Annotated in this window: 17 protein-coding genes; 10 read left to right on the plus strand and 7 right to left on the minus strand. The window is 72.9% G+C overall.

Annotated elements, in window-relative coordinates:
• Positions 1-34 precede the first annotated feature (34 nt).
• On the minus strand, positions 35-1,600 hold the full coding sequence (locus tag AB0D08_RS03300) for an NlpC/P60 family protein (protein WP_359886077.1): 1,566 nt from the start codon (positions 1,598-1,600) through the stop codon (positions 35-37).
• A 357-nt stretch (positions 1,601-1,957) separates the two neighbouring features.
• Here AB0D08_RS03300 and AB0D08_RS03305 point away from each other — a divergent pair, with 357 nt between their 5' ends.
• Positions 1,958-3,127: an inorganic phosphate transporter gene (locus AB0D08_RS03305; RefSeq protein WP_359886078.1), complete on the plus strand. Its 1,170-nt coding sequence runs from the start codon at positions 1,958-1,960 to the stop codon at positions 3,125-3,127.
• Between the two features lie 19 nt (positions 3,128-3,146).
• Positions 3,147-3,389 (plus strand): hypothetical protein, encoded by a 243-nt coding sequence (locus AB0D08_RS03310; protein ID WP_033819100.1) that lies wholly within the window; start codon positions 3,147-3,149, stop codon positions 3,387-3,389.
• A 67-nt stretch (positions 3,390-3,456) separates the two neighbouring features.
• Here AB0D08_RS03310 and AB0D08_RS03315 read toward each other — a convergent pair whose 3' ends face one another.
• Complete coding sequence (locus tag AB0D08_RS03315) at positions 3,457-4,995, minus strand: MDR family MFS transporter (RefSeq protein ID WP_359886079.1); 1,539 nt, start codon at positions 4,993-4,995, stop codon at positions 3,457-3,459.
• A 178-nt stretch (positions 4,996-5,173) separates the two neighbouring features.
• Here AB0D08_RS03315 and AB0D08_RS03320 point away from each other — a divergent pair, with 178 nt between their 5' ends.
• Positions 5,174-6,205 (plus strand): membrane protein, encoded by a 1,032-nt coding sequence (locus AB0D08_RS03320; protein ID WP_033819098.1) that lies wholly within the window; start codon positions 5,174-5,176, stop codon positions 6,203-6,205.
• A gap of 35 nt (positions 6,206-6,240) precedes the next feature.
• Here the strand turns inward: AB0D08_RS03320 and AB0D08_RS03325 are convergent, their stop codons facing one another.
• The 4 genes from AB0D08_RS03325 to AB0D08_RS03340 form a co-directional block, all read right to left on the minus strand.
• A complete protein-coding gene (locus tag AB0D08_RS03325; protein ID WP_033819097.1) occupies positions 6,241-6,759 on the minus strand; it encodes a GtrA family protein in 519 nt (172 codons plus the stop codon).
• 75 nt (positions 6,760-6,834) lie between these two features.
• Positions 6,835-8,280, minus strand: a complete 1,446-nt coding sequence (locus AB0D08_RS03330; RefSeq protein ID WP_359886080.1) for a hypothetical protein — start codon at positions 8,278-8,280, stop codon at positions 6,835-6,837.
• Positions 8,281-8,575: 295 nt separating this feature from the next.
• Positions 8,576-10,969 carry an endopeptidase La gene (gene lon, locus AB0D08_RS03335; RefSeq protein ID WP_033819095.1) on the minus strand — a complete coding sequence of 798 codons (2,394 nt, stop codon included), beginning with the start codon at positions 10,967-10,969 and terminating at the stop codon, positions 8,576-8,578.
• Positions 10,970-11,130: 161 nt separating this feature from the next.
• Positions 11,131-11,817 carry a rhomboid-like protein gene (locus AB0D08_RS03340; protein WP_051811991.1) on the minus strand — a complete coding sequence of 229 codons (687 nt, stop codon included), beginning with the start codon at positions 11,815-11,817 and terminating at the stop codon, positions 11,131-11,133.
• A gap of 671 nt (positions 11,818-12,488) precedes the next feature.
• Here AB0D08_RS03340 and AB0D08_RS03345 point away from each other — a divergent pair.
• The 7 genes from AB0D08_RS03345 (at position 12,489) to AB0D08_RS03375 (ending at position 23,086) form a co-directional block, all read left to right on the plus strand.
• Positions 12,489-13,211 (plus strand): response regulator transcription factor, encoded by a 723-nt coding sequence (locus tag AB0D08_RS03345; RefSeq protein WP_033819094.1) that lies wholly within the window; start codon positions 12,489-12,491, stop codon positions 13,209-13,211.
• 153 nt (positions 13,212-13,364) lie between these two features.
• Positions 13,365-14,528 (plus strand): ATP-binding protein, encoded by a 1,164-nt coding sequence (locus tag AB0D08_RS03350; protein WP_051811990.1) that lies wholly within the window; start codon positions 13,365-13,367, stop codon positions 14,526-14,528.
• A 322-nt stretch (positions 14,529-14,850) separates the two neighbouring features.
• Positions 14,851-18,600: a multifunctional oxoglutarate decarboxylase/oxoglutarate dehydrogenase thiamine pyrophosphate-binding subunit/dihydrolipoyllysine-residue succinyltransferase subunit gene (locus tag AB0D08_RS03355; protein ID WP_359886081.1), complete on the plus strand. Its 3,750-nt coding sequence runs from the start codon at positions 14,851-14,853 to the stop codon at positions 18,598-18,600.
• A 236-nt stretch (positions 18,601-18,836) separates the two neighbouring features.
• The gene (locus AB0D08_RS03360; protein ID WP_359886082.1) at positions 18,837-20,768 is read left to right on the plus strand and encodes a protein kinase; all 1,932 of its coding nucleotides are present in this window, start codon (positions 18,837-18,839) and stop codon (positions 20,766-20,768) included.
• Positions 20,769-20,819: 51 nt separating this feature from the next.
• Positions 20,820-20,999: a DUF6104 family protein gene (locus tag AB0D08_RS03365; protein WP_030267971.1), complete on the plus strand. Its 180-nt coding sequence runs from the start codon at positions 20,820-20,822 to the stop codon at positions 20,997-20,999.
• 145 nt (positions 21,000-21,144) lie between these two features.
• On the plus strand, positions 21,145-22,041 hold the full coding sequence (locus AB0D08_RS03370) for a DUF4097 family beta strand repeat-containing protein (RefSeq protein ID WP_359886083.1): 897 nt from the start codon (positions 21,145-21,147) through the stop codon (positions 22,039-22,041).
• A gap of 1 nt (position 22,042) precedes the next feature.
• Complete coding sequence (locus tag AB0D08_RS03375; RefSeq protein ID WP_359886084.1) at positions 22,043-23,086, plus strand: PadR family transcriptional regulator; 1,044 nt, start codon at positions 22,043-22,045, stop codon at positions 23,084-23,086.
• Between the two features lie 57 nt (positions 23,087-23,143).
• Here AB0D08_RS03375 and AB0D08_RS03380 read toward each other — a convergent pair whose 3' ends face one another.
• Complete coding sequence (locus AB0D08_RS03380; protein WP_033818867.1) at positions 23,144-24,106, minus strand: quinone oxidoreductase; 963 nt, start codon at positions 24,104-24,106, stop codon at positions 23,144-23,146.
• Between the last annotated feature and the right edge of the window lie 32 nt (positions 24,107-24,138).

The raw sequence follows: 24,138 nt of genomic DNA on the forward strand, positions 1-24,138 counted from the left end.
CGCGGGGGGCCGGGCCGTCGTGTTCCCGGGCCGGTCAGTCCTGGGCGTGCCCGGTGCCGCTGGGCGAGACCTTCGCCGACCCGGAGGAGGAGTCGGCCGCCGAGGCCCCGGACCCGGACGGGGTGCCGGTGCCGGTGGCGGGGTCGCCCGGGGTGGCCGTCCCGGCCGGCGGGGTGCCGGTGGTGGACGGCGTGCCGGTGCCGGTGGACGGCGTGGACGGGCCCGTCGAGGAGCCGCCGGACGGGGTGCCGGAACCGGACGGGGTGCCCGAGCCCGACGGGGTGCCGGACGGGGTCCCGCCGGTGGACGGCGACGGGCCGGTCTCGGGGGTGGCGGGCGCGGTCGGCGCGGTGACCGGCGGCGCGGGCGGCGCCGGCGTCAGGGTGGACGGCTTGGCGGGCGCGATCCGCACCGCGCCGACCTTGACGTCCGGCACCTTCCAGGCGCCGCCCTTGTCGTCGGCCGCGGCGTCCGAGTCGGGGCGCACCACACCGAGGATCGGCATCGCGCCGATCTGGGACACCTTGACCACGTCACCGGTGTGCGGGGCCTGCACGATCAGCCCGCCGCCGATGTACATCCCGATGTGGGTGGCGCCGCCGAAGTAGACCACCAGGTCGCCGGCCCGGATCTGGTTCAGCGGGACGTGCTGCAGCTGCGCCCACTGCTCCTGGCTGGTGCGCGGGATCGGGACGCCGGCGTGGATCCAGGCCTGCGAGGTGAGGCCGGAGCAGTCGAAGACGTCCGGGCCGGCGCCGCCCCACACGTAGTCCTTGCCGAGCTGGGCGAGCGCGTAGGCGACCGCCTTGCGGCCGGCCTCGGACGGCGTGCGCTCGCCCTTGCCGAGCGCGCCGGAGGCGAGGAAGGCCAGCTGGGCCTGGTCGGCCTGCTGCTTCTCGAGCTGCTCCAGCTCGGTGCGCTGGGCGCCGGTCAGCGAGCCGACCAGCTGTTCGACGTCGGCGAGCCTCTTGGTCACCTCGCCCTTGGCCTGCTCCTGCTGGGCGGTCACGACCTGCTGCTGGGCGAGCGAGAGTTCGGCCTGCTGCTGGAGCACGGTCAGACCGGCCCGGTCCGCCTTGAGGCGGTCCAGGAAGGCCGACTGCGAGCGACCGGCGGCCTGCAGCAGCTCGGCGATGACCACGGCCTCGTACGGGTCGTCGGCCATCAGCAGTTCGCCGAGCTCGGAGGCGTGGCCGTTGCGGTACTGGGCGGCGGCCAGCTGGGCGGCCAGGTCGCTGCCGGCGTCCACGGCGGCCTGCTGGCGGGTGATCTGGGTCCGCAGGTCGGCGAGGCCGTTCTGGAGTTCGGCGAGCTTGGCCACCGAGCCGTTGTACTGCTCGGTGGCGGCCTCGGCCTGCTGGTAGAGCTGGTGCAGCTGGTCGAGGAGCGGGCCGAGGGTGGCCTTGGCGTCGGCGAGCGGGTCGGCGCCGGGGGCGACGGTCGGGGCGGCCACCGGGGGCACCGGCTCGGGCGCGGCGTACGCGGCGCCGCCGGCCAGCGACAGCGACAGGGCCGCGGCGGCGAGCACCGCACCGCACCGCAGGGCGGCCCGCACCCAGGGCCGCAGCCCGGCCGAATCCATCCCCTGTGCAGCGCCCATCGGCCTGTTCTCCCCCGTCTGGCGACCCCCGGCCGGGCGTCCCCCCGGCCGATGTACCCGCTGATCCTGCCATGGGAGGGCGGCTGCGGGGCAGATGGCACCGGTACGTACTGATGAACTTCTCATCCTGGCCGCAGGACACTGTGAGACAGGTCTCATCAAAGCATCATCAGATCGGTCATTTCACGCAAAAGTGCTGATCAGGGCCCCTGGTGACCCCGTCCGGACGCCCCCCGGAAACCTCCGAGACACCATCAGAACCCTGATTCCCGACCGAGTTAACCTCCCGTTCACCGAGTCTCCCTACGGTCTGCGTGACACCAGCGTCAGTACGACAACTACGACGATTGTTTGGGTATGGAACACATCACGTTCCTGGTGGCCGTTGTGATCATCACGGCGCTCGCCTTCGACTTCACCAACGGTTTCCACGACACCGCCAACGCGATGGCCACCTCCATCGCCACCGGTGCCCTCCGCCCGAAGGTCGCGGTCGCCATCGCGGCCACCCTGAACTTCGCCGGGGCCTTCCTCTCGGTCAAGGTCGCGACCACCATCTCGGGCGGCATCGTCAACGAGAAGGCCGGCCTCCACCCCGAAGTGATCTTCGCGGCCCTGGCCGGCGCGATCCTGTGGAATCTGCTGACCTGGCTCAAGGGTCTGCCCTCCAGCTCCTCGCACGCGCTCTACGGCGGCCTGATCGGCGCCACCGTGGTCGGCGCCGGGGTGAGCGGCGTCAACTTCAGCGTCGTCGTCAGCAAGATCCTGATCCCGGCCGTGGCCGCCCCGCTGGTGGCCGGCGTGGCCGCCTGGGGCGCGACCAAGCTGGCGTACCTGATCACCCGCGGCGGCTCGGAGACCACCACCAAGGGCTTCAAGCGCGGCCAGATCTTCTCCTCCTCGCTGATCTCGCTGGCGCACGGCACCAACGACGCGCAGAAGACCATGGGCATCATCACGCTGACCCTGGTCTCGGTCGGCAACCTGCCCAAGGGCGCGCTGCCCCCCACCTGGGTGATCATCAGCGCCGGCGGCGCCATCGCGCTGGGCACCTACATGGGCGGCTGGCGGATCATCCGCTCGATGGGCAAGGGCCTGGCCGACATCAAGGCGCCGCAGGGCTTCGCCTCCGAGACCGCCGCGGCCACCGCGATCCTCACCTCCACCCACATGGGCTACGGCCTGTCGACCACCCAGGTCTGCTCCGGCAGCATCATGGGCGCCGGCCTCGGCGGCCCGAAGGGCTTCCTGCGCTGGGCGCTGGTCCGCCGCATGGTCTACACCTGGGGCCTGACCCTGCCGGCCGCCGCCCTCGTCTCGGGCGCCGCCGCGTACGTCGCGGGCCGCGGCACCTGGGGCGTGGCCGTGGTCGGCGTGGCGCTGGTGACCGGCGCGGGCTCGATGTGGGTCATCTCCCGCCGCCAGCCGGTGAGCGCCGACAACGTCAACGACGTCACCCCGGTCGAGGTCCCCGGCGCCCCCGCCCCGGTCAACCCGACCCCCACCACCACCGCCGTCGCGGCCTGACGGCGAGAGGCAGCCAGACATGAGCATCAAGTGGGCCGCACTCGGCCAGACCGCGGGCTTCAGCCTGCTGATCACCCTCGCGGTGGTCGCCGTCTTCGCCCTCGGCAACCTCGCCCTGAACCGCCGCGAGGCGGCCGTCGAGGCGCGCGAGGCCGGCGCGCCCGGCGCCGGCAGCGGCACCCTGGCGCTGGCCGGGGCGGGCGTCTGCTTCACCGCCTGCGCGGGCGTCGTGCTGTACGGCATCTCGCTGATCGCGGGCTGAACCCCGCCCGGTACGCCGAAGGGCCCCGCGGAGCTGCTGCTCCGCGGGGCCCTTCGCCGTCCGCGGGTCAGTCCCTGACCAGCTCCGGGGCCGGCCGGACGGCGGGCTCCTCACCGGTGCGCAGCGGCACCTCGCGGATGAACAGCACCACCAGGAAGGCCAGCAGCGCGAACGGCGCGGCCACCAGGAAGACCAGGCCGACGCCGTGCCCGAAGGCGTCGGTGACCAGCGGCACCAGCGGGCCGGGCAGCCGGTGCAGGTCGGGGATCTCGCCGCCGCCGAGGGCCGCCCCGGCGTCGGGGTTCACGTGCGCAGCGGCGAGGTTCTCGGTCAGGTAGTGCGTCACGCGGTCGGCCAGCAGCGCGCCGAGCGCGGAGACGCCCATCGCGCCGCCCATGGTGCGGAAGAAGGTGACCACGGAGCTGGCGGCGCCCAGTTCGTTCCTGGGGACGGTGTTCTGGACCGCGAGCACGAGGTTCTGCATGGTCAGGCCGAGGCCGACGCCGGTGACCGCCATGGCGAGCGCGAGCGCGCCGTAGCCGGTGCCGGCCCGGACGGTGCCGAGCAGTCCGAAGCCGACGGCGAGCAGCAGGGTGCCGGCCACCAGGTAGGCCTTCCACCGCCCGTAGCGGGTGATCAGTCGGCCGGCCACGGTGGAGGAGACCGCGAGGCCGAGGATCATCGGCAGGGTGAGCAGTCCGGCCCGGGTCGGGGACTCCTCCTTGGCCAGCTGGAAGTACTGGCTGAGGAAGGTGGTCGCGCCGTACATCCCGACGCCGACCAGGACGCTGGCCACCGAGGCGAGCGCGACGGTGCGGTGCCGGAACAGGTCGAGCGGGACGATCGGCTCGGCGGCCCGGCGCTCGGCCAGCACGAACAGGACGGCCAGCGCGAGTCCGCCGCCCACCATCAGGGCGCTCTGCCAGGACAGCCAGGGGTAGTCCTTGCCGGCCAGGCTGATCCAGATCATCAGCAGGCTGACCGCGGCGGTGATCAGCAGGGCGCCGAGGTAGTCGATCCGGGCCTTGCGGCGCGGCGCCTCGGGCAGGTGCAGGGTGCGCTGCAGCACCACGATGGCGAGCAGCGAGAACGGGATGCCCACGTAGAAGCACCAGCGCCAGCCGAGCCAGTCGGTGTCGACGATGACGCCGCCGATCAGCGGGCCGCCGATGGTGGCGAGGGCGAAGACGGCCCCGAAGTAGCCGCTGTAGCGGCCGCGCTCGCGCGGCGGGACCATCGCGGCCAGGCAGATCTGGGCCAGCGCGGTGACGCCGCCCGCGCCGATGCCCTGCAGGACGCGGCAGGCGATCAGCTCGCCGGTGTTCTGGGACAGGCCGGCCAGCGCCGAGGAGACGATGTAGATCACCAGGGCGATCTGGACCAGCAGCTTCTTGCTGACCAGGTCGGAGAGCTTGCCCCAGAGCGGGGTGGAGGCGGTCAGCGAGAGCAGTGCCGCGGTGATCACCCAGGTGTAGGCGGACTCGCCGCCGTGCAGGTCGGTGAGGATCCGCGGCAGCGCGTTGGAGACGACGGTCGAGGAGAGCACGGCCACGAAGAGGCCGAGCAGCAGGCCGGAGAGGGCTTCGAGGACCTGTCGGTGGGTCATGGGGGTCGTCGGCATACGGATCCTTCGACGGGAGATTTGTTGCGTTTAGCAACCATACGAAGAAATGGTTGAGTGAGGCAACTTTCCAGCCGGTCCAGGCGGGCACCCGCACGCTCCGAAACTACTTCATGATATGAAGTATCCATCCGCTTTGCCCTTATATCCAAGGAGCTGTGCGATGACTGAGCCGGCATCAGGTTTCCTGGCCGAACTCAAGGACGCCGTGACACCCCGGGCCGCCCTGCTCGTGATCGGCGTCCTGCTGCTCCAGCTCGGCTTCATCACCTCGTACGTCGGGGCGCTGCACGACCCCGGCCCGCACGAGCTGTCGATCGCCGTGGTCGCCCCGCCGCAGGCCGCTCCGCAGCTGGTGGCCGGCCTCGAAGCCGTCCCGGACGACGCCGTCCGGGCGTCCACCGCCCCCGACCGGGCCACCGCCGAGGCCCGGATCAAGGACCAGAAGATCTACGCGGCCTGGCTGGTCGACCCCTCCGGCACCCGCGACACCCTGCTGGTCGCCGACGCCCGCGGTCCGGCCGCCGCGCGGGCCGCCACGGAGATCGTCACCGCGCTCGAGCAGCGACAGGGCCGCACCCTCGCCGTCGAGGACGTCGTCCCGCTGGCCGACGGCGACGCCGAGGGCCTGTCCTCCTTCTACCTGGTGGTCGGCTGGTGCGTCGGCGGCTACCTGGTCGCCTCGATCCTCGGCATCAGCGCCGGCTCCCGGCCCGCCAACACCCACCGGGCCTTGATCCGGCTGGGCACCCTGGCCGTCTACTCGGTGACCGCCGGGATCGGCGGCGCGGTGATCATCGGTCCGGTGCTGGACGCGCTGCCCGGCTCCGCCTGGCCGCTGGTCGGCCTCGGCTCGCTGGTGGTGTTCGCGGTCGGTGCGATCACGATGGCGATGGAGTGCCTGTTCGGCATCGTCGGCATCGGTCTCGCCGTGCTGGTCTTCGTGGTGCTGGGCAACCCCAGCGCCGGCGGGGTCTTCCCGCCGCCGCTGCTGCCGCCGTTCTGGCGGGCCATCGGGGCCTGGATCCCGAACGGCGCCGGCACCGACGTGGCCCGCTCCCTCGCCTACTTCGACTCCACCGGCATCACCGTGCCGCTGCTGGTACTGGCCGCCTGGGCGGCGGTCGGCGTCGCGGTCACCCTGGCCTCGGTGGTGCGCAGGCCCGGCGGCGAGCCGGCCGAGGCCACGGCCTGACGGCCGGCCGGCCCCCGGGCGGTCGGACCCGCTCGTCAGACCCGCTCGGAGGCCCGGCGGCCGGGCTCCACCCGGGGCGAGAGGCGGGTGAAGACGAACCGGTTCATCGCCCAGAACCGGAAGGCCATCGCCAGCAGCGTCCCGACGATCATCCCGCTGAGGAAGTCGGCCGCCTCCTGGGTGAGGTGGCCGACCTGCGGTTCACGCAGCTCCAGCACGTACCGGGAGAAGGCCAGCGGCAGGTCGTTGACCACGATGGCCACCGCGCTGACCACGAAGTACATCGCCGCCTCGCGCTGCCGCCCGGCGGCCCGGAACGACCACTGGCGGTTCAGCACGTACGAGAGCACGGTCGCGATCAGGGTCGCGATGGTCAGTGCGAGCACCGGCTTGTCGTGCAGCACGGTGAGCTTCAGCCCGAAGTTGATCACCATGGTCAGGGCGAAGCAGGTACCGCCCACCATCATGAACTTCACCAGCTTGCGGTGTTTCACCAGGAACGGGCGGTACCGCTTCGGTACCCGGATCAGGGCGCGCTGAGTGGGCGACGGCACGGCGAAAGTGTTGCACGTCACACCGCCCGGCCGGTATTCGGCGCGGGGGTGTGGCGCCGGTCCGCGCCCCGGCCGTCACCCCTCGGCGATCCGCAGCACGCCGGTGGTGGTGCCCTGGAGCACCACCCGGCCGGGTGCGACGGTCCCGGCCATCTGCAGGGTGTCGAAGACGAACCCGCTGCCCAGCCACCTGGTGCGGACCACCGCGCCGGTCGCCGGGTCGATCTCGGCGTAGGAGTAGGGGTCGAGGACCGAGGTGGCGTCGGTCCCGGGGATCACCGGGGAGCGCAGCACCGTGCGGATCAGTCCGTCGGCGGTGGACAGCCGCGGGACGGCCGCCGAACGCAGCCGGTTGTCCCAGACCAGGTCGCAGCCCGAGCCGTCGGCGCGGACGTCCACCCGGCTGAAGCCGCCGGTGAAGGCGCCCGAGGCGGGCACGCTCGGCCCCGCCCCGTCGGGCAGCTTCGGATACGGGTAGCCGTAGGTGCCGGCCACGAAGACCGCGTTGCCGGCCGCGATCGGCGAGTTCTCGCTGCCGCTGCCGCCCGCCTTCAGCACCGGCACCGAGCAGACCTGCTCGCCGCTGCCGGTCCGGTACACCAGCAGGTGGACGGTGGGCGCGGCGTTGTCGACGACCGTCAGGTAGTCGGTGCCGGTCGCCGGGCCGAAGAAGGTCGGGGTGGAACCGGTCCCCCAGCTGAGCTGACCCGGCTTGCGGCCCGGCCCCCGGTCGTACGGCTGCCGCCAGGCGACCCGCGGGGTGCCGTCGGCGCCGGCGGTCAGCAGGTAGGTGGCGTGGGTGGTGGCGACGGCGGTGCCCCCGGGCGCGGTGGAGATCGAGTTGGCGATCTGCTCGCCCGCCGGGAGCACCAGGGTCCGGACCGCGCCGGTGCGGTCGTCGGCGGTGCCGACCACCCCCTTGCCGGTGGCGAACCAGACCCGGCCCTGCCAGTCCGGCGACAGCCCGGTGACCGCGTCGCCGTCGGGGACGGCCCCGGCCAGCGACAGCCGGCCGTCGACGAACAGCTCCCAGCCGCCCGCGGCGGTCCGGCGGTGGCCGATCCGCAGCAGGTCGCGGGCGCCGTCGACGGCCACCAGCCGGTCGCGCTGGTCCAGGTAGGCGTAGACCCCGCCGAGCAGCGACCCCTTGGTGAGCGGCAGTTCGGCGAGCGAGTGCTCGTCGGCCGGGTCCAGCAAGTGGACGGTCGGGGTCAGGCCGAAGATCGTGGTGCACAGCGCCACCGGGTAGCCGTCGGCGCCGACCAGGACGGTCGGGCAGGCCGAGGCCAGCGCGGTGCGGTGCGAGGTCAGCGCAGCGCCGGGGCGCGGACCGGGCAGCACGGTGGCGTCGGAGGAGCCGGTGTCGCCGTGCATGGTGGCGGTGCCGTCGGGGCCGGCGTACGGGTTGTGCGGCGGCAGCGGGCCGAAGCCGGTGGCCGCGCCGGCGGGTCCGGCCGCGGCGGCGGTGAGCAGGGCGGCGACCGCCAGGACGGCGGCGCGGGCGGGCAGCGCGAAGCGCATAGGGGTGTCCCGTCAGGTGTGAGGAGGGGCGGACCGCGCGGCGGTGCACACACCCGGACGTGCTCCCGGCCACGGCCGGGCGGGGACACCGCGATCAGAACGCGGTGCGACAGCTCGCGGAGCACGCGTACGCCAGGTCGACGTCGAGTCGACGGCTCAGGTACGCGTGGCGATGCATGGGGCCAGCCTGCCGTACTGACAGACCGTCTCACAACGGTGTCTCAGAGTGCGGGCGGGACAGCCCGCGAGGGGCACCGGGATGCTCCCGGCGCCCCTCGCGGGCCTGACCTCGGACCTACGCCGCGACCAGCACCTCGGCCGGCTCCAGGGCCAGCTTCAGCACCTCCCGGACGTCGGCGACCGGGTGCACGGTGAGGCGCTCCAGCACCTCGGCCGGGACGTCGTCCAGGTCGGGCTCGTTGCGCTTCGGGATGATCACCGTGGTGATGCCCGCCCGGTCGGCGGCCAGCAGCTTCTGCTTCACCCCGCCGATCGGCAGCACCCGCCCGGTCAGCGAGACCTCGCCGGTCATCGCCACGTCGGTGCGCACCTTGCGGCCCGAGAGCAGCGAGGCCAGCGCGGTGGTCATGGTGATGCCCGCGCTCGGACCGTCCTTGGGCACGGCGCCGGCCGGCACGTGCAGGTGGATTCCCTGCTCGCGCAGCCCGGTGACGGGCAGCTCGAGCTCGGCGCCGCGCGAACGCAGGAAGGAGAGCGCGATGTGCGCGGACTCCTTCATCACGTCGCCCAGCTGGCCGGTCAGGGTCAGCCCGGTCGAGCCGGTCACCGCGTCCGCCAGCGAGGCCTCGATGTAGAGGACGTCGCCGCCGGCGCCGGTCACGGCGAGCCCGGTGGCCACCCCGGGGACGGCGGTGCGCCGCTCGGCCGGCTCCTGGGCCGACTCGGGGACGTGGTGCGGCCGTCCGATCAGGGCCCGCAGGTCGTCCGGGCCGATCGCCGCGGGCAGCTCGCGCTCGCCGAGCTCGCTCTGCGCCGCGACCTTGCGCAGGATCCGGGCGATCGACCGCTCCAGGTTCCGCACGCCCGCCTCGCGGGTGTACTCCCCGGCCAGCCTGCGCAGCGCGCCCTCGTCCACCGTGGCGTCCTCGGTGCGCAGCCCGGCCTTCTCCAGTTGCCGGGGCAGCAGGTGGTCACGGGCGATGACGACCTTCTCGTCCTCGGTGTAACCGTCCAGGCGGACCAGCTCCATCCGGTCGAGCAGCGGCTCGGGGATGGCCTCCAGCACGTTGGCGGTGGCGAGGAAGACCACGTCGGAGAGGTCCAGCTCGACCTCCAGGTAGTGGTCGCGGAAGGTGTGGTTCTGGGCCGGGTCCAGTACCTCCAGCAGGGCGGCCGCCGGGTCGCCCCGGTAGTCGGAGCCGACCTTGTCGATCTCGTCCAGCAGGACCACCGGGTTCATCGACCCGGCCTCCTTGATGGCGCGCACGATCCGGCCGGGGATGGCCCCGACGTAGGTGCGGCGGTGGCCGCGGATCTCGGCCTCGTCCCGGACGCCGCCGAGCGCGACCCGGACGAAGGAGCGGCCCATCGCCCGGGCCACCGACTCGCCGAGCGAGGTCTTGCCGACCCCGGGCGGGCCGACCAGCGCGAGCACCGCGCCCCCGCGGCGCCCGCCGATCAGGCCGAGCCCCTGGTCGGCCCGGCGCTTGCGGACGGCCAGGTACTCGACGATCCGGTCCTTCACGTCCGCCAGACCGGCGTGGTCGGCGTCCAGCACCGCGCGGGCGGCGGCGATGTCGTACGCCTCCTCGCTGCGCTCGTTCCAGGGCAGCTCGAGGACGGTGTCGAGCCAGGTCCGGATCCAGGAGCCCTCGGGCGACTGGTCGGAGGAGCGCTCCAGCTTGTCGACCTCCTTGAGGGCGGCCTCGCGGACCTTCTCGGGCAGCGCGGCGGCCTCGACCCGGGCCCGGTAGTCGGCCTCCTCGTCGGCGGCGTCGCCGTTCAGCTCGGCCAGCTCCTTGCGGACGGCCTCCAGCTGACGGCGGAGCAGGAACTCCTTCTGCTGCTTGGCCACACCCTCCTCGACGTCCTTGCGGATGGTGTCGTTGACCTCCTCCTCGGCGAGGTGGTCGCGCAGCAGGGTCAGCGCGTACTCCAGGCGGGCCACCTGGTCGGCCTCCAGCAGCACCTTGAGCTTCTGCTCGGCGGTGGCGAAGGGGGCGTAGCCGATGTTGTCGGCGAGCTCGCCGACGTCGTCGATGGCGGCCACCCGGTCGACGATCTGCCAGGCGCCGCGCTTGCGCAGCCACTGGGTGGACAGCGCCTTGTACTCCTTGACCAGCTCGGCGGCGCGGCCGGCGACCGGCAGCCCGGCGTCGGACTCGCGGAACGGCGTGGTCTCGACCCAGAGCGCGGCGCCCGGGCCGGTGGTGCCGGACCCGATCCGGACCCGGCGCACCGCGCGCACCAGGGCGGCCGGGTCCCCGTCGGCCAGCCGGCCGACCTGTTCGACGGTGGCCAGCGTGCCGACCGCGGCGTACGAGCCGTCCAGCCGGGGCACCAGCAGCACCTGGGGCTTGCCCGCCCCGCCGGCCCCGGCCCGGGCGGCCTCGACGGCGGCCCGGACCTCGGCGTCCTTGAGGTCGAGCGGGACGACCATGCCGGGGAGCACGACCTCGTCGTCGAGCGGCAGCACGGGCAGAGTGAGCGGAGTGGACGTCGATGCCATGATCTCTCCCCAGTCAGCGAAGTTGAGTTGACCTGACTAAGGTTTGGCGCGGACGGATTGTTCCCGCGCCGCTGTTCGCTGTGAGCGATCGACCCCACACCCCTCCCGGCGGCGCGGGCGCGCGCGGCATCGCCGCAGTGGGAAGCGATGAAGGCCGGGGATCAGGCCTCGGAGCGGGCCGGGCCGGGGCGTCGGGGGCGGACCGTCGGCCAGTGGGGCAGCGGCAGGGGGCGGCCCGGGCCTCGGCCGCCGCGCCGCACCCGGCCCCACAGTGCGACGCCGACCAGCAGCGCAGCCGGGTGCCCAACGGCGGTGACCAGGTCGGTGTCGGTCAGCAGCTGTCGTCCGACCAGGGCGCCGGCCACCGCCAGCACGGCCACCCGGCCGGGCAGCGGCAGCAGTCCGGCCAGCGCGCCCAGGCAGGTCAGCACGCCGTAGCTGACGCCGATGTCGAGTTCGTCGAGTGCGCCGGAGGCGAGCACGCCGCCGGCCACCGCGCCGGCCACCACGGCCTGCGAGAGCAGGGTGGCGCCGATGTGGCCGGTCGCGAAGACGCCGGCCGCCCGCCGGCCGCCGATCCGGCGCTCCAGCGGGGCGAGGGTGGCGAGGAAGGCCCAGAAGTACGGCATCCACACCGGCCCCGCCACCCAGAAGCCGCTGAACAGCAGCGCCGAGACCGGCCGCACCAGCAGGTTGTGCACATCACTGCTGGACGCGCTCTGCAGGCGCCGCACCAGCTCGGGGTCGCCGAAGCGGGCGAACAGCGTGGTGCCGAGCAGCAGCGCGAGGTAGCCGAAGGTGAACGGGTTGCGGCGCGGCGTCGGCAGCAGCCGCAGCGCGGCGCGCATCCCGGCCGGCCGGGAGCCCGCGCGAAGAGGTGCGCGGAGGCGTGCGCGCGAAAAGACGGCGGGACGAGGGTCGATGGGCACCGCGTCGTCCGCCATCGCGCCTCCGTCCGCGGATGAGCCGGTCACGCCTCCCTCAACGCCCGTGTGGGCGCCGGAGATCCCCGCCGAGGTTTGTCGTGCCCACGATACGTCCACCACCTGGGAGTCCGCTGGGGATCTGCTGAGAATTCCTCAGGCCGCCCCACGCGACCGGGGCCCGCCCTGGTACGGACCAACCCTCTGCCTACGGACGAGTAGCTTCCCGTCCCGGGCGGGTTATTCGAATGGGAGGCATACATACCGTCACAAGAGCCGATTTCGGCCGGGTAAGGTATCGCCCCGTGCCCCGGTCCGGGCCCGGTCCGAGACCGGGTCCGAGCTGGTCCGCGGGCCGGAAATGTCCGGTCCACCTGCCGGAACACCCACGGTGTCCGTACCCTGCGATGAGTACGGAAGAGGTGCGTCGACCCACACGGCGCACCGTCCGCACAGCGCCTTCGGCGGAAGGGCGCTCCGCGGATCCGGGCCCGGGCACAGCCCACGACGGAACAAGACGACTACGAGCGGAGCCCCGCCACCCCCACAGGTGGCCGGCCCGCAGCCCTGGGGGCGGTGGCGTGACCGTGACAGAAATGCAGCAAGAGAACACCAGCAGCACGGTGGGCACTCAGCGACGAGTACTCGTCGTCGAGGACGAACCCACCATCGCCGAGTCCATCGCGGCCCGGCTGGGCGCGGAGGGCTTCAAGGTCGCCGTGGCCCACGACGGGCCCGGTGCGGTGGACGGCTTCCACACCTGGCAGCCCGACCTGGTCGTGCTCGACATCATGCTGCCCGGCTTCGACGGCCTGGAGGTGTGCCGCCGGATCCAGGCGCAGCGCCCGGTGCCGGTGCTGATGCTGACCGCGCGCGACGACGAGACCGACCTGCTGGTCGGCCTCGGGGTCGGCGCGGACGACTACATGACCAAGCCGTTCTCCATGCGCGAGCTGGCGGCCCGGGTCAACGTGCTGCTGCGCCGGGTCGAGCGGGCCCAGCAGGCGGCCAGGACGCCGGCGCTCGGCAGTCTGCGCTTCGGCGAGCTGGAGATCGACCACGTACAGCGCCGGGTGCGGCTCGGCTCGGGCGACGTCCACCTGACGCCGACCGAGTTCGACCTGCTGGCCTGCCTGGCCGCCCAGCCGCGCGCGGTGCTCACCCGCGAGCAGCTGCTGGCCGAGGTCTGGGACTGGACGGACGCCTCCGGCACCCGCACGGTCGACAGCCACGTCAAGGCGCTGCGCCGCAAGATCGGCGCCAGCTGGATCCGCACCGTGCACGGTGTCGGGTACGCCTTGGAGGCGCCGCTCTCCTAGTCGGGCGCGCCGACGGCTCGGGCCTCCGGGGGGCCCTGGTCGTATCCGCGCCCGGCTGACTGCTGCACCCGCTCGCCGCTCGCACCGGCGGGCCGTCCGTACCCGCGCCGTGCGGGACGAAGTCCGCGGTCCGGGGCCGACGTCAGGGACACCATGACCTTTCCACAGCAACGCAACGGGGACGCCAAGGCCTCTCCGCCCCCCAGCCTGGCCACCCGCGCCGTGCTGCGGGTCTGGGCCGACATCCGGCCGCTGGACCCGGTCCGCTCGATCAAGGGCAAACTGGCCCTGCTGGTGATCGTCTCGGTGGTGCTGGCGACCGGCATGGTGGTGGTCGCGATCAGGTCCGAGACCCAGATCCGCATCATCATGATCTTCTCGATCATCGCCTCGCTGCTGTTCATGCAGTTCCTCGCGCACGGGCTGACCGCCCCGCTGCGCGACATGACCGCCGCCGCCCGCGCGATGGCCGACGGCGACTACAGCGCCCGGGTGCACGTCACCTCGCGGGACGAGATCGGCGAGCTGGCCGCCACCTTCAACCGGATGGCCGGCGACCTGGAGGCCGCCGACCGGCACCGGCGCGAACTCATCGCCAACGTCTCGCACGAGCTGCGCACGCCGATCGCCGCGCTGCGCGCCGTGCTGGAGAACGTGGTGGACGGCGTGGTGCGGCCCGACCCGGTCACCCTGGGCGCCGCCCTGGAGCAGACCGAACGCCTCGGCCGCCTGGTCACCCACCTGCTCGACCTGTCCAAGCTGGACGACGGCGTGGTCCCGCTGGACGCCCGTCCGTTCGAGGTCCAGCCGTTCCTGGACGGCGTGCTGCGCGGGGTCACCGTGGACGGCGCGACGGCCGGCGGCGCCTACGCCCGGCGCGGCGACGTCCGGCTGCGGCTCGACGTGGAGCCCGGCGGGCTCAGCGCGGTGGCCGACCCCGAGCGGCTCCACCAGGTGGTGGCCAACCTGGTGGACAACGCCTGCAAGCACTCCCCCGCCGGGGGCACGGTGACCGTGCTGGCCCGCTCCGGGGCCGAGCCGGGCGCCCTGCTGCTCGCCGTGGAGGACCAGGGTCCGGGGATCCGGGTGGAGGACCGCGAGCGGGTCTTCGAACGCTTCGGCCGGGCCGGCAGCGCCACCGCGCAGGGACCGGGCGCCGACGGCGGCACCGGCCTCGGGCTGGCCATCGCCCGCTGGGCCGTCGACCTGCACGGCGGCGAGATCAGGGTGGCCGAGGCGGTCCGCGGCTGCCGGATCGAGGTCACCCTCCCGGGTGCGGCCGTCCGGGGTGCCGCGGTGGACGGCGTGCCGGTCTGAGCACCGGTCCGCCGCCGGCGGCCGCCACAGGGTTGTCACACAACTGGGACACAAGACGCGCGGCCGCGGTGGCCGGATCCGTCCGTACCGCCCGCCAGCTGGGCTTTTGTCTGATTTGATGCCAGTATGGATGGGCGAATGGTGCGCTCCAGTTCCCACCCCTGACGGCTTTCTAACGCACACATTCGGCCAAATAACAGCCCGACACTGTGATCTGGGCGACGCCTGGCCCCCGGGGACTGCGCGATCACTGGTCAGGGGCGTAGCCTTAATCCCCGCTGTCCACCATCCCAAAAGGAAGCGGAAGAGGGCGGTTGCCCCGATGTCGCCACACCCAGAAACCCCCAGCAGCTCGGCAAGCTCCACCACTGGCTTCGGCCCCAATGAGTGGCTCGTCGACGAGATCTACCAGCAGTACCTCCAGGATCCGAACTCGGTCGACCGAGCCTGGTGGGACTTTTTCGCCGACTACAAGCCCGGTACCGAGGTGACTTCAGTGACCCAGGCCGCAACCCCGGTCGGCCCCACGCCGACCACCGTTGCCGCTCCCGCTGCCCCTGCCGCTGCCGCTCCGGCCGCGCCCGCCCCCGCTGTCCCGGCGCCCGCGCCGGTCCAGCCGGCGCCCGCGCCCGTTGCCGCGGCCCCCGCCGCGCCCCCGGCGCCGAAGGCCGCGGCGCCCGCCGCCGCCCCGGCCGCCGCGGCCGACGGGCCCGAGCTCGTCCCGCTGCGTGGTCCGGCCAAGGCCGTCGCCACCAACATGGACGCCTCGCTGGAGGTCCCGACCGCGACGTCGGTGCGTGCCGTTCCGGCCAAGCTGCTGATCGACAACCGCATCGTCATCAACAACCACCTGCAGCGCGCCCGCGGTGGCAAGGTCTCCTTCACCCACCTGATCGGCTACGCCCTGGTCCAGGCCATCAAGGCCAGCCCGGGCATGAACCACAGCTACCAGGTCAAGGACGGCAAGACCTACCTGGTCAAGCCCGCCCACGTGAACCTGGGCCTGGCCATCGACCTGGTGAAGCCGAACGGCGACCGCCAGCTCGTGGTGGCGGCGATCAAGAAGGCCGAGACCCTCGACTTCTTCGGTTTCTGGCAGGCCTACGAGGACATCGTCCGCCGGGCCCGCGCCAACAAGCTGACGATGGACGACTTCACCGGCGTCACCGTCTCGCTGACCAACCCCGGCGGCATCGGCACCGTGCACTCCGTGCCGCGCCTGATGCAGAACCAGGGCACCATCGTCGGCGTCGGCGCGATGGAGTACCCGGCCGAGTTCCAGGGCTCCTCCCCGGAGACCCTGGCCCGCCTGGGCATCTCCAAGATCATGACGCTCACCTCGACCTACGACCACCGGGTCATCCAGGGCGCGGCGTCCGGCGAGTTCCTGCGCACCATCCACCAGCTGCTGCTCGGCGAGCACGACTTCTACGACGAGGTCTTCGAGTCGCTGCGCATCCCGTACGAGCCGGTGCGCTGGGCGACCGACGTCGCCACCACCCACGACGACGAGGTCAACAAGACCGCGCGCGTCATGGAGCTGATCCACGCGTACCGCGTGCGCGGCCACCTGATGGCCGACACCGACCCGCTGGAGTACAAGCAGCGCAAGCACCCCGACCTCGACGTCGTCCAGCACGGCCTCACGCTGTGGGACCTGGAGCGTGAGTTCGCGGTCGGCGGCTTCGGCGGCCAGAAGATGATGAAGCTGCGCGACATCCTCGGCCTGCTGCGCAACTCGTACTGCCGCACCGTCGGCATCGAGTACATGCACATCCAGGACCCGAAGCAGCGCAAGTGGATCCAGGAGCGGGTCGAGAAGCCGTACACCAAGCCCGAGCGCGAGGAGCAGCTGCGCATCCTGCGCCGGCTGAACTCCGCGGAGGCCTTCGAGACCTTCCTGCAGACCAAGTACGTCGGCCAGAAGCGCTTCTCGCTGGAGGGCGGTGAGTCGCTGATCCCGCTGCTGGACGCGACCATCGACGCCGCCGCCGAGCACCGCCTGGACGAGGCCGTCATCGGCATGGCCCACCGCGGCCGCCTGAACGTGCTGGCCAACATCGTCGGCAAGCCGTACGCCCGGATCTTCGGCGAGTTCGAGGGCAACCTCGACCCCAAGTCCATGCACGGCTCCGGTGACGTCAAGTACCACCTGGGCGCCGAGGGCACCTTCACCGGCCTGGACGGCGAGACCATCAAGGTGTCGCTGGCCGCCAACCCGTCCCACCTGGAGACGGTCGACCCGGTCGTCGAGGGCATCGCCCGCGCCAAGCAGGACATCCTGGACCAGGGCGGCACCACCTTCCCGGTGCTGCCACTGCAGATCCACGGTGACGCGGCCTTCGCCGGCCAGGGCGTCGTCGCGGAGACACTGAACATGTCGCAGCTGCGCGGCTACCGCACCGGCGGCACCGTGCACGTCGTGGTCAACAACCAGGTCGGCTTCACCGCCCCGCCGGCCTCGTCGCGCTCCTCGATGTACTGCACCGACGTGGCCCGGATGATCGAGGCGCCGATCTTCCACGTCAACGGCGACGACCCGGAGGCCGTGGTCCGCGTCGCGCGGCTCGCCTTCGAGTTCCGCCAGGCGTTCCACAAGGACGTCGTGATCGACCTCATCTGCTACCGCCGCCGCGGTCACAACGAGGCCGACAACCCGTCGTTCACCCAGCCGCTGATGTACGACCTGATCGACAAGAAGCGCTCGGTGCGCAAGCTCTACACCGAGGCGCTGATCGGTCGCGGCGACATCACCATGGAAGAGGCGGAGCAGGCGCTCCAGGACTTCCAGGGCCAGCTGGAGAAGGTCTTCTCCGAGGTCCGCCAGGCCGCCGGGACCCAGCAGCCGGCCACCAACGGCAAGCCGGTCGCGGACTTCCCGGTCTCCATCCAGACCGGCATCTCCGAGGAGACGGTCAAGCGGATCGCCGCCTCGCAGGTCAACCTGCCGGACTGGCTGACCGTGCACCCGCGTCTGCTGCCGCAGCTGCAGCGCCGCGCCGCCTCGGTCGAGGACAACACCATCGACTGGGCCACCGGCGAGACCCTCGCCATCGGCTCGCTGCTGATGGAGGGCCACCCGGTCCGGCTGGCCGGCCAGGACAGCCGCCGCGGCACCTTCGGCCAGCGCCACGCGGTGCTGATCGACCGCAACAGCGGCGAGGACTACACCCCGCTGCTGTACCTGACCGAGGACCAGGCCCGCTACACCGTCTACGACAGCCTGCTGTCGGAGTACGCGGCGATGGGCTTCGAGTACGGCTACTCGCTGACCCGCCCGAACGCGCTGGTCATGTGGGAGGCGCAGTTCGGCGACTTCGTCAACGGCGCGCAGACCATGGTGGACGAGTACATCGCCTCCGCCGAGCAGAAGTGGGGCCAGCACTCCGGCGTCACCCTGCTGCTGCCGCACGGCATGGAGGGCCAGGGCCCGGACCACTCGTCCGCCCGCCCGGAGCGCTTCCTGCAGCTGTGCGCGCAGGACAACATGACGGTCGCCATGCCGACCACCCCGGCGAACTACTTCCACCTCCTGCGGTGGCAGGTCCACAACCCGCACCACAAGCCGCTGGTCGTCTTCACCCCGAAGTCGATGCTGCGTCTGAAGGCGGCGGCGTCGGCGACGGCGGAGTTCACCTCCGGCTCGTTCCGCCCGGTTATCGGCGACTCCACGGTGGACCCGGCGAACGTCCGCAAGGTGGTGATCACCTCCGGCAAGTTCTACTACGACCTGGAGGCGGCCCGTACCGAGCGCGGCATCACCGACACCGCGATCGTCCGGGTCGAGCGGCTCTACCCGCTGCCGGTGGCGGAGCTCCAGGAGGAGCTGAGCCGCTACGGCGAGGACGTCCAGTTCATCTGGGCCCAGGAGGAGCCGGCCAACCAGGGTTCCTGGCCGTTCATCGCGATGAACCTGGTCGACCACCTGCAGGTGGTCGTCGGGCGCAGCGCCAACGGCGGTGCCCGCCTGCGCCGCGTCGCCCGTACGGCCTCCTCCGCCCCGGCGGTCGGTTCGGCCAAGCGGCACGCCGCCGAGCAGCAGGCGCTGCTCGACGAGGTGTTCAGCATCTGATCCGCTGACGGCGGGTACCACGACGCCCGGGTCCGGGCCTTCGCTGCGGCGGAGGTCCGGGCCCGGGCGTCCGTGCACCCCCGGTACGGACGTTCGCCAAGGCCACAGCTCGGCAACCAATTGGGGAACCGGCTGGGAGCGGAAGCTGACGCACCGATAGGTTGGCCCCGGACACCACCGCCCGTGTCCGCACCGGGCGGCGGCCGAAGGACACTCGCCACAGGGGGGCCACCGTCATGACCGCCGACACGCCGCGGGACGCCGCCGCGCCGCTTGCGCCGATCTTCCAGCCGCTGCACCCCGACGACCCGCGCGAGGTGGGCGGCTACCGGCTGTTCGCCCGGCTCGGCGCGGGCGGCATGGGCCGGGTGTACCTCTCGTACACGCCCGGTGGGCGGCCGGTGGCGCTGAAGGTGGTGCGGCCGGAGTTCGCCGAGGACGCGGAGTTCCGCCGCCGGTTCGCCCAGGAGGTGGCCAACGCACAGCGGATCCACGGCCTGTACACCGCCCAGGTGATCGACTCCGGGCCCGCCGCCGAGGCTCCGTGGCTGGTCACCGCGTACGTCCCGGGCCCGTCGCTGCAGCAGGTGGTGCGGGAGCACGGCGCGCTGCCGGTGCGGACGGTGCTGCTGCTGATCGGCGGGATCGCGGAGGCGCTGCAGGCGATCCACAGCGTCGAGGTGGTGCACCGCGACCTCAAGCCGGCCAACGTGCTGATCGCGGCCGACGGTCCGCGCGTGATCGACTTCGGGATCGCCCGGGCCGCCGACGCCACCGCGCTGACCGGGACCGGGTTCCGGATCGGCTCGCCCGCCTTCATGTCGCCCGAGCAGGCGCAGGGCAGGCCGGTCACCCCCGCCACCGACGTCTTCGCGCTCGGCGCGCTGGCCGCGTACGTGGCGGGCGGGACCCCGCCGTTCGGCGAGGGGCCGGAGACCGCGGTGCTCTACCGGGTGGTGCACGAGGAGCCGGTGCTGGACGGCGTCCCGGACGGGCTGCGCGAACTGCTGCTGCGCTGCCTGGCCAAGCGGCCCGAGGACCGGCCGCGGCCGGCCGAGATCATCGACATCGCGCGCAGCCACCCGGCGGTCGGCGGGCAGCTGCGGTTCGCCGACGACTGGCTGCCGCGGCAGATCAACACCGAGATCACCCGGCGCTCCGACCTGCCGAAGACCCCGCCGACCCCGCTGCCGGTCCCGCCGCCGCCCACCGCTCCGCCGGCTCCCTCGGCGGCGCCGGGCGCGACGGCCGGGTACCCGCCGGTGCCGGGCGGGTACCCGACCGGGCCGGTGACCGCGGCGCCGGCGGGCGCGTTCGGTCCGCCCGCCGGGGCGTTCGGTCCGCCGACGCTGCCCACCGAGGCCCCGACCGGGCCGGTGGCGCCGCCCGCGGCCACCGCGCTGCACCAGCCCTCCTTCGACACCCCGCCGCCCGGCCCGGTGGTCCCGGACTCCCGGCCGGCTCCGGCGCCGCAGCGCAAGGGGGTGTCCTGGAAGGTGCTGCTGACGGTCGCCCTGGTGATGGCGCTCGGCGGCACGGTCGGCGGCGTGGTGCTGATGGACAAGCTGGGCGGCAAGGGCGACTCGTCCGCCTCGGGGAGCACCGCCGGCTCGGGTTCGCCGGGATCGTCGGGCTCCTCGGGGGCGGCCTCGTCGGCGCCGCGCGCCAGTGCTCCGGCCCAGGACGCGTACTCGCCCTCCGCCTCGCCCTCCCCCAAGGCGAAGAGCAGTGCGGGCTCCGACAGTGCGGCGGGCGCCGGCAGCGCGGCACCGTCCGGCCCGCCCAAGTACACGATGGTGTACGAGAACCGCGAGCTGGCCAGCCCCGACTCCAGCCACAGCTTCGACCTGGCCAACGGCATCGTGGTGCCGGACTCCTCGTACCCGGCCTGGGCGCTGTCGCCCTCGTACGACGACTTCAACTGGTCGTCCGGGAGCAGCGACGCGTACATCACCCGGGACCAGTCGCTCAGCCCCGAGCAGTGCTCGACGGCGATCGACCAGCACCCGGTGGCCGACCTGAAGTACGACGACCTGCCGCCCGGCCGGATCTTCTGCCTGCGCAACCGGGCCAACGGCGGGGTGGTGGTGGGCAAGGTGGTCGAGCAGGGCAACAAGTCCACCGGTGCGGTGAAGATCTCGTTCACCTACTACCGCAACGACACCTGAGCCGCCCGCACTATCCTGACCAGGTCAGATCCCACCGGACCGGAGCGCACCGTGTACTTCACCGACCGCGGCATCGAGGAACTGGAGAGCCGGCGCGGCGACGAGGAGGTCACCTTCGAGTGGCTGGCCGAGCGCCTGCGCGAGTTCGTCGACCTCAACCCGGACTTCGAGATCCCCGTCGAGCGGCTGGCCACCTGGCTGGCCCGGCTCGACGACGAGGACGAGGACTGAGGCGAGCCGCCCAGTGACGGCCCGGAAGGCACCCGCCTTCCGGGCCGTTCGCGTGTCCGGGGCGGAACCGCTTGACTTCCCCGATTCGCGATATATCGTGTTGAGCAGTGGAACGCGATACATCGCGAACGGGAGGCGGGACCCAATGGGCCAGTGGACGGTCAGCGAGCCTGACAGGATCAACTTCGACGAGCCGGTCAACACCCTGCACGTGCGGATCATCGGCGGCGCGGTGAACGTGGTGGCCGGCGACGGTCCCGCCCGGCTGGAGGTGACCGAGGTCGACGGGGAGCCGCTGCAGGTCACCCTCGACGGCGGGGTGCTCACGGTCGCCTACAAGGACCTCGACTGGCACGAGTTCAGCGAGACCCTCAAGTCGGTGCAGTCGGTCAAGAGCTTCATCAGCTCGCTGCGGCGCAAGCGCCGCGCGGTGGTCTCGCTGACCGTCCCGGCCGGCGCCGAGGTCAAGGTCGGCACCGTCTCCGCCGAGTCCACCGTCTCGGGGATCGCCGGCAAGGTCGGCGCGCACAGCGCCAGCGGCGGCGCCACCCTGGTCGGCCTGTCCGGCGCGGTGCAGGCCAACACCGTCTCCGGCGACGTGGACGCCCAGCGGGTGGCCGGCGACCTCAAGGTCAACACGGTCTCCGGCGCCATCACGCTGGTGGCCGGCACCGCCGAGCGGATCAACGCCAACTCGGTGAGCGGCGCGGTCACCCTCGACCTCGACGTCACCACCCCGACCGACATCAAGGTCTCCACGGTCAGCGGCCAGGTCGGCGTCCGGCTGCCCTCGCTGGCCGACGCCAAGGTCGAGGCCGGCACCACCACCGGCGACGTCTCCAGCACCTTCGAGGAGCTCACCGTCACCGGCAGCTGGGGCGCCAAGCGGCTCACCGGCCAGCTCGGCTCCGGCACCGGGAAGCTGGCGGTCACCACCGTCTCCGGCCCGGTGACCGTCCTGCGCCGGCCCGACGCGGACGACGACCACGGCGGCCCAACCAAGGAGCTCCCGGCCGGCCCCGAGCTGACCAAGGAGGTCTGAGATGACCCCGGTCTTCGGCCACGGCCGACTGCGCCTGTACCTGCTGAAGCTGCTCGACGAGTCGCCGCGCCACGGCTACGAGGTGATCCGGCTGCTGGAGGAGCGCTTCCAGGGCCTGTACGCCCCCTCGGCCGGCACGGTATACCCGCGGCTCGCCAAGCTGGAGAAGGAGGGCCTGGTCACCCAGAGCACCGAGGGCGGCCGGAAGGTCTACCGGCTCACCGACGCCGGCCGCCAGGAGCTGGCCGGGCGTCAGGGCGAGCTCGCCGAACTGGAGCTGGAGATCCGGGACTCGGTGGCGCAGCTGGCCGACGCGATCCGCGAGGACGTCCGGGACAGCGCCAAGGACCTGCGCGAGGAGCTCTGGGGCGAGGCCAAGCAGGCCACCACCGCCAGGCCCGGCAACGCCGGGGACCCGTGGGCGGGTCCGTGGGGCGACCGGGAGTCCTGGCAGCGCGCCAAGGACGAGTTCGCCCAGTTCAAGGCGCAGGCCAAGGACCAGGCCAAGCGCGCCAAGGAGCAGGAGCGGGCCGCCAAGGAACAGGCCAAGGCCGCCGAGCGGGAGGCCCGCAGGCTGCGCGAGGAGTCGAAGGCGGCCCGCAGCGCGGCGCAGCAGGAGGCGCTGCGGCTGAAGCGGCGGGTGGAACAGCAGGTCCGCGAACACGCGAGCCGCGGCGACTGGTCGACCGGCCTCGCCGAGGGGCTGGCCGAGCTCACCAAGGGGCTGTCCTCGCTGGCGGACGCGGCCCGCTGGGGCGGCCAGCAGGAGTCCGAGGAGATCCGGGTGACCCGGATCGACCTGGACAAGGACACCGACACCGCGGACCCGGACACGGACACGGTCACCGCTGCCGAGCTCCCCGAGTGGGCCCGGACGGACGCCGCAGCCGCCCCGGACCGCGAGCTGGACCGCCTGCTCGACCGCTTCCGCGACCAGGTCAGGGACACCGCCCGCGATGCCCGCGGTGTGACCCCGGCCCAACTCGCCGAAGCCCAGGCCGCCCTGGCCACCACCGCCGCCCGCATCCGACGGCTCTTCATCTGACGCACGGCCAGTTCTGCCCCCGGCCCAAGGCCGGGGGCAGAACTGCGCGTCACGGCGTCACGGCGTCAGCACGATCTTCCCGAACACGTCCCCCCCGGCCAGCCGCGCGAACCCCTCCCGGGCCTCCGCGAGCGGCAGCACGCTGTCGATGACCGGCCGCACCCCGGCCGTCCCGCACAGCGCCAGCAGCCCCGCCAGCTCCTCCTTGGTCCCCATGGTCGAACCGACCACCCGGAGCTCCAGGAAGAAGATCCGGTTGAGCTCGGCGGACGCCGGGCTCGGCCCCGAGGTGGCGCCGGAGATGACGATCGTGCCGCCGGGGCGCAGTGACTTGACGGAGTGGGACCAGGTGGCCGCGCCGACGGTCTCCATCACCGCGTCCACCCGCTCGGGCAGCCGCGCGCCGCTCTCGAACGCGGCGTCCGCCCCGAGTTCGACGGCCCTGGCCCGCTTGGCCTCGTCCCGTCCGGTGACCCACACCCGCAGCCCGGCCGCCTTGCCGAGGACCACCAGCGCGGTCGAGACGCCGCCGCCGGCGCCCTGCACCAGGACCGTGTCGCCGGGCTTGACGCCGGCGTTGGTGAACAGCATCCGGTAGGCCGTCAGCCAGGCCGTGGGCAGGCAGGCGGCCTGCTCGAAGGAGAGCTCCGCGGGCTTGGGCAGCAGGTTCCAGGTCGGCACGGCGACCCGCTGGGCGAAGGTGCCCTGGTAGCGCTCGGTCAGGATGGAGCGCGGTTCGTTGGGCCCGACCCCGTGGCCGCTCTGGCCGATGACGGAGTGGATGACCACCTCGTTGCCGTCCTCGTCGATTCCCGCCGCGTCGCAGCCGAGGATCATCGGGAGCCGTTCGGCGGGCAGTCCGACCCCGCGCAGGGACCAGAGGTCGTGGTGGTTGAGGGTGGCGGCCTTGACCGTCACCACGCTCCAGCCGGGTCGGGCCTCGGGCTCGGGGAGCTCGCCGAGCTCCAGCCCGCTCAGCGGATCGGCGGGGTCGATACGTGCGGCGTAGGCAGCGAACATGATCCGGACGATAGCCGCGACGGCCGGGGCCC

The sequence above is a fragment of the Kitasatospora sp. NPDC048540 genome (genome assembly GCF_040651175.1).
GTDB lineage: Bacteria > Actinomycetota > Actinomycetes > Streptomycetales > Streptomycetaceae > Kitasatospora.

Excerpts from the sequence above, each read along its gene's own strand:
- AB0D08_RS03350 (WP_051811990.1), top strand. The coding sequence starts at position 13,365 with ATGACCTTTCCACAGCAACGCAACGGGGACGCCAAGGCCTCTCCGCCC.
- AB0D08_RS03330 (WP_359886080.1), bottom strand. The coding sequence starts at position 8,280 with ATGCGCTTCGCGCTGCCCGCCCGCGCCGCCGTCCTGGCGGTCGCCGCC.
- AB0D08_RS03310 (WP_033819100.1), top strand. The coding sequence starts at position 3,147 with ATGAGCATCAAGTGGGCCGCACTCGGCCAGACCGCGGGCTTCAGCCTG.
- AB0D08_RS03370 (WP_359886083.1), top strand. The coding sequence starts at position 21,145 with ATGGGCCAGTGGACGGTCAGCGAGCCTGACAGGATCAACTTCGACGAG.
- AB0D08_RS03360 (WP_359886082.1), top strand. The coding sequence starts at position 18,837 with ATGACCGCCGACACGCCGCGGGACGCCGCCGCGCCGCTTGCGCCGATC.
- AB0D08_RS03320 (WP_033819098.1), top strand. The coding sequence starts at position 5,174 with ATGACTGAGCCGGCATCAGGTTTCCTGGCCGAACTCAAGGACGCCGTG.
- AB0D08_RS03340 (WP_051811991.1), bottom strand. The coding sequence starts at position 11,817 with ATGCGCGCCGCGCTGCGGCTGCTGCCGACGCCGCGCCGCAACCCGTTC.
- lon (WP_033819095.1), bottom strand. The coding sequence starts at position 10,969 with ATGGCATCGACGTCCACTCCGCTCACTCTGCCCGTGCTGCCGCTCGAC.
- AB0D08_RS03315 (WP_359886079.1), bottom strand. The coding sequence starts at position 4,995 with ATGACCCACCGACAGGTCCTCGAAGCCCTCTCCGGCCTGCTGCTCGGC.
- AB0D08_RS03305 (WP_359886078.1), top strand. The coding sequence starts at position 1,958 with ATGGAACACATCACGTTCCTGGTGGCCGTTGTGATCATCACGGCGCTC.
- AB0D08_RS03345 (WP_033819094.1), top strand. The coding sequence starts at position 12,489 with ATGCAGCAAGAGAACACCAGCAGCACGGTGGGCACTCAGCGACGAGTA.
- AB0D08_RS03300 (WP_359886077.1), bottom strand. The coding sequence starts at position 1,600 with ATGGGCGCTGCACAGGGGATGGATTCGGCCGGGCTGCGGCCCTGGGTG.
- AB0D08_RS03380 (WP_033818867.1), bottom strand. The coding sequence starts at position 24,106 with ATGTTCGCTGCCTACGCCGCACGTATCGACCCCGCCGATCCGCTGAGC.
- AB0D08_RS03355 (WP_359886081.1), top strand. The coding sequence starts at position 14,851 with ATGTCGCCACACCCAGAAACCCCCAGCAGCTCGGCAAGCTCCACCACT.
- AB0D08_RS03375 (WP_359886084.1), top strand. The coding sequence starts at position 22,043 with ATGACCCCGGTCTTCGGCCACGGCCGACTGCGCCTGTACCTGCTGAAG.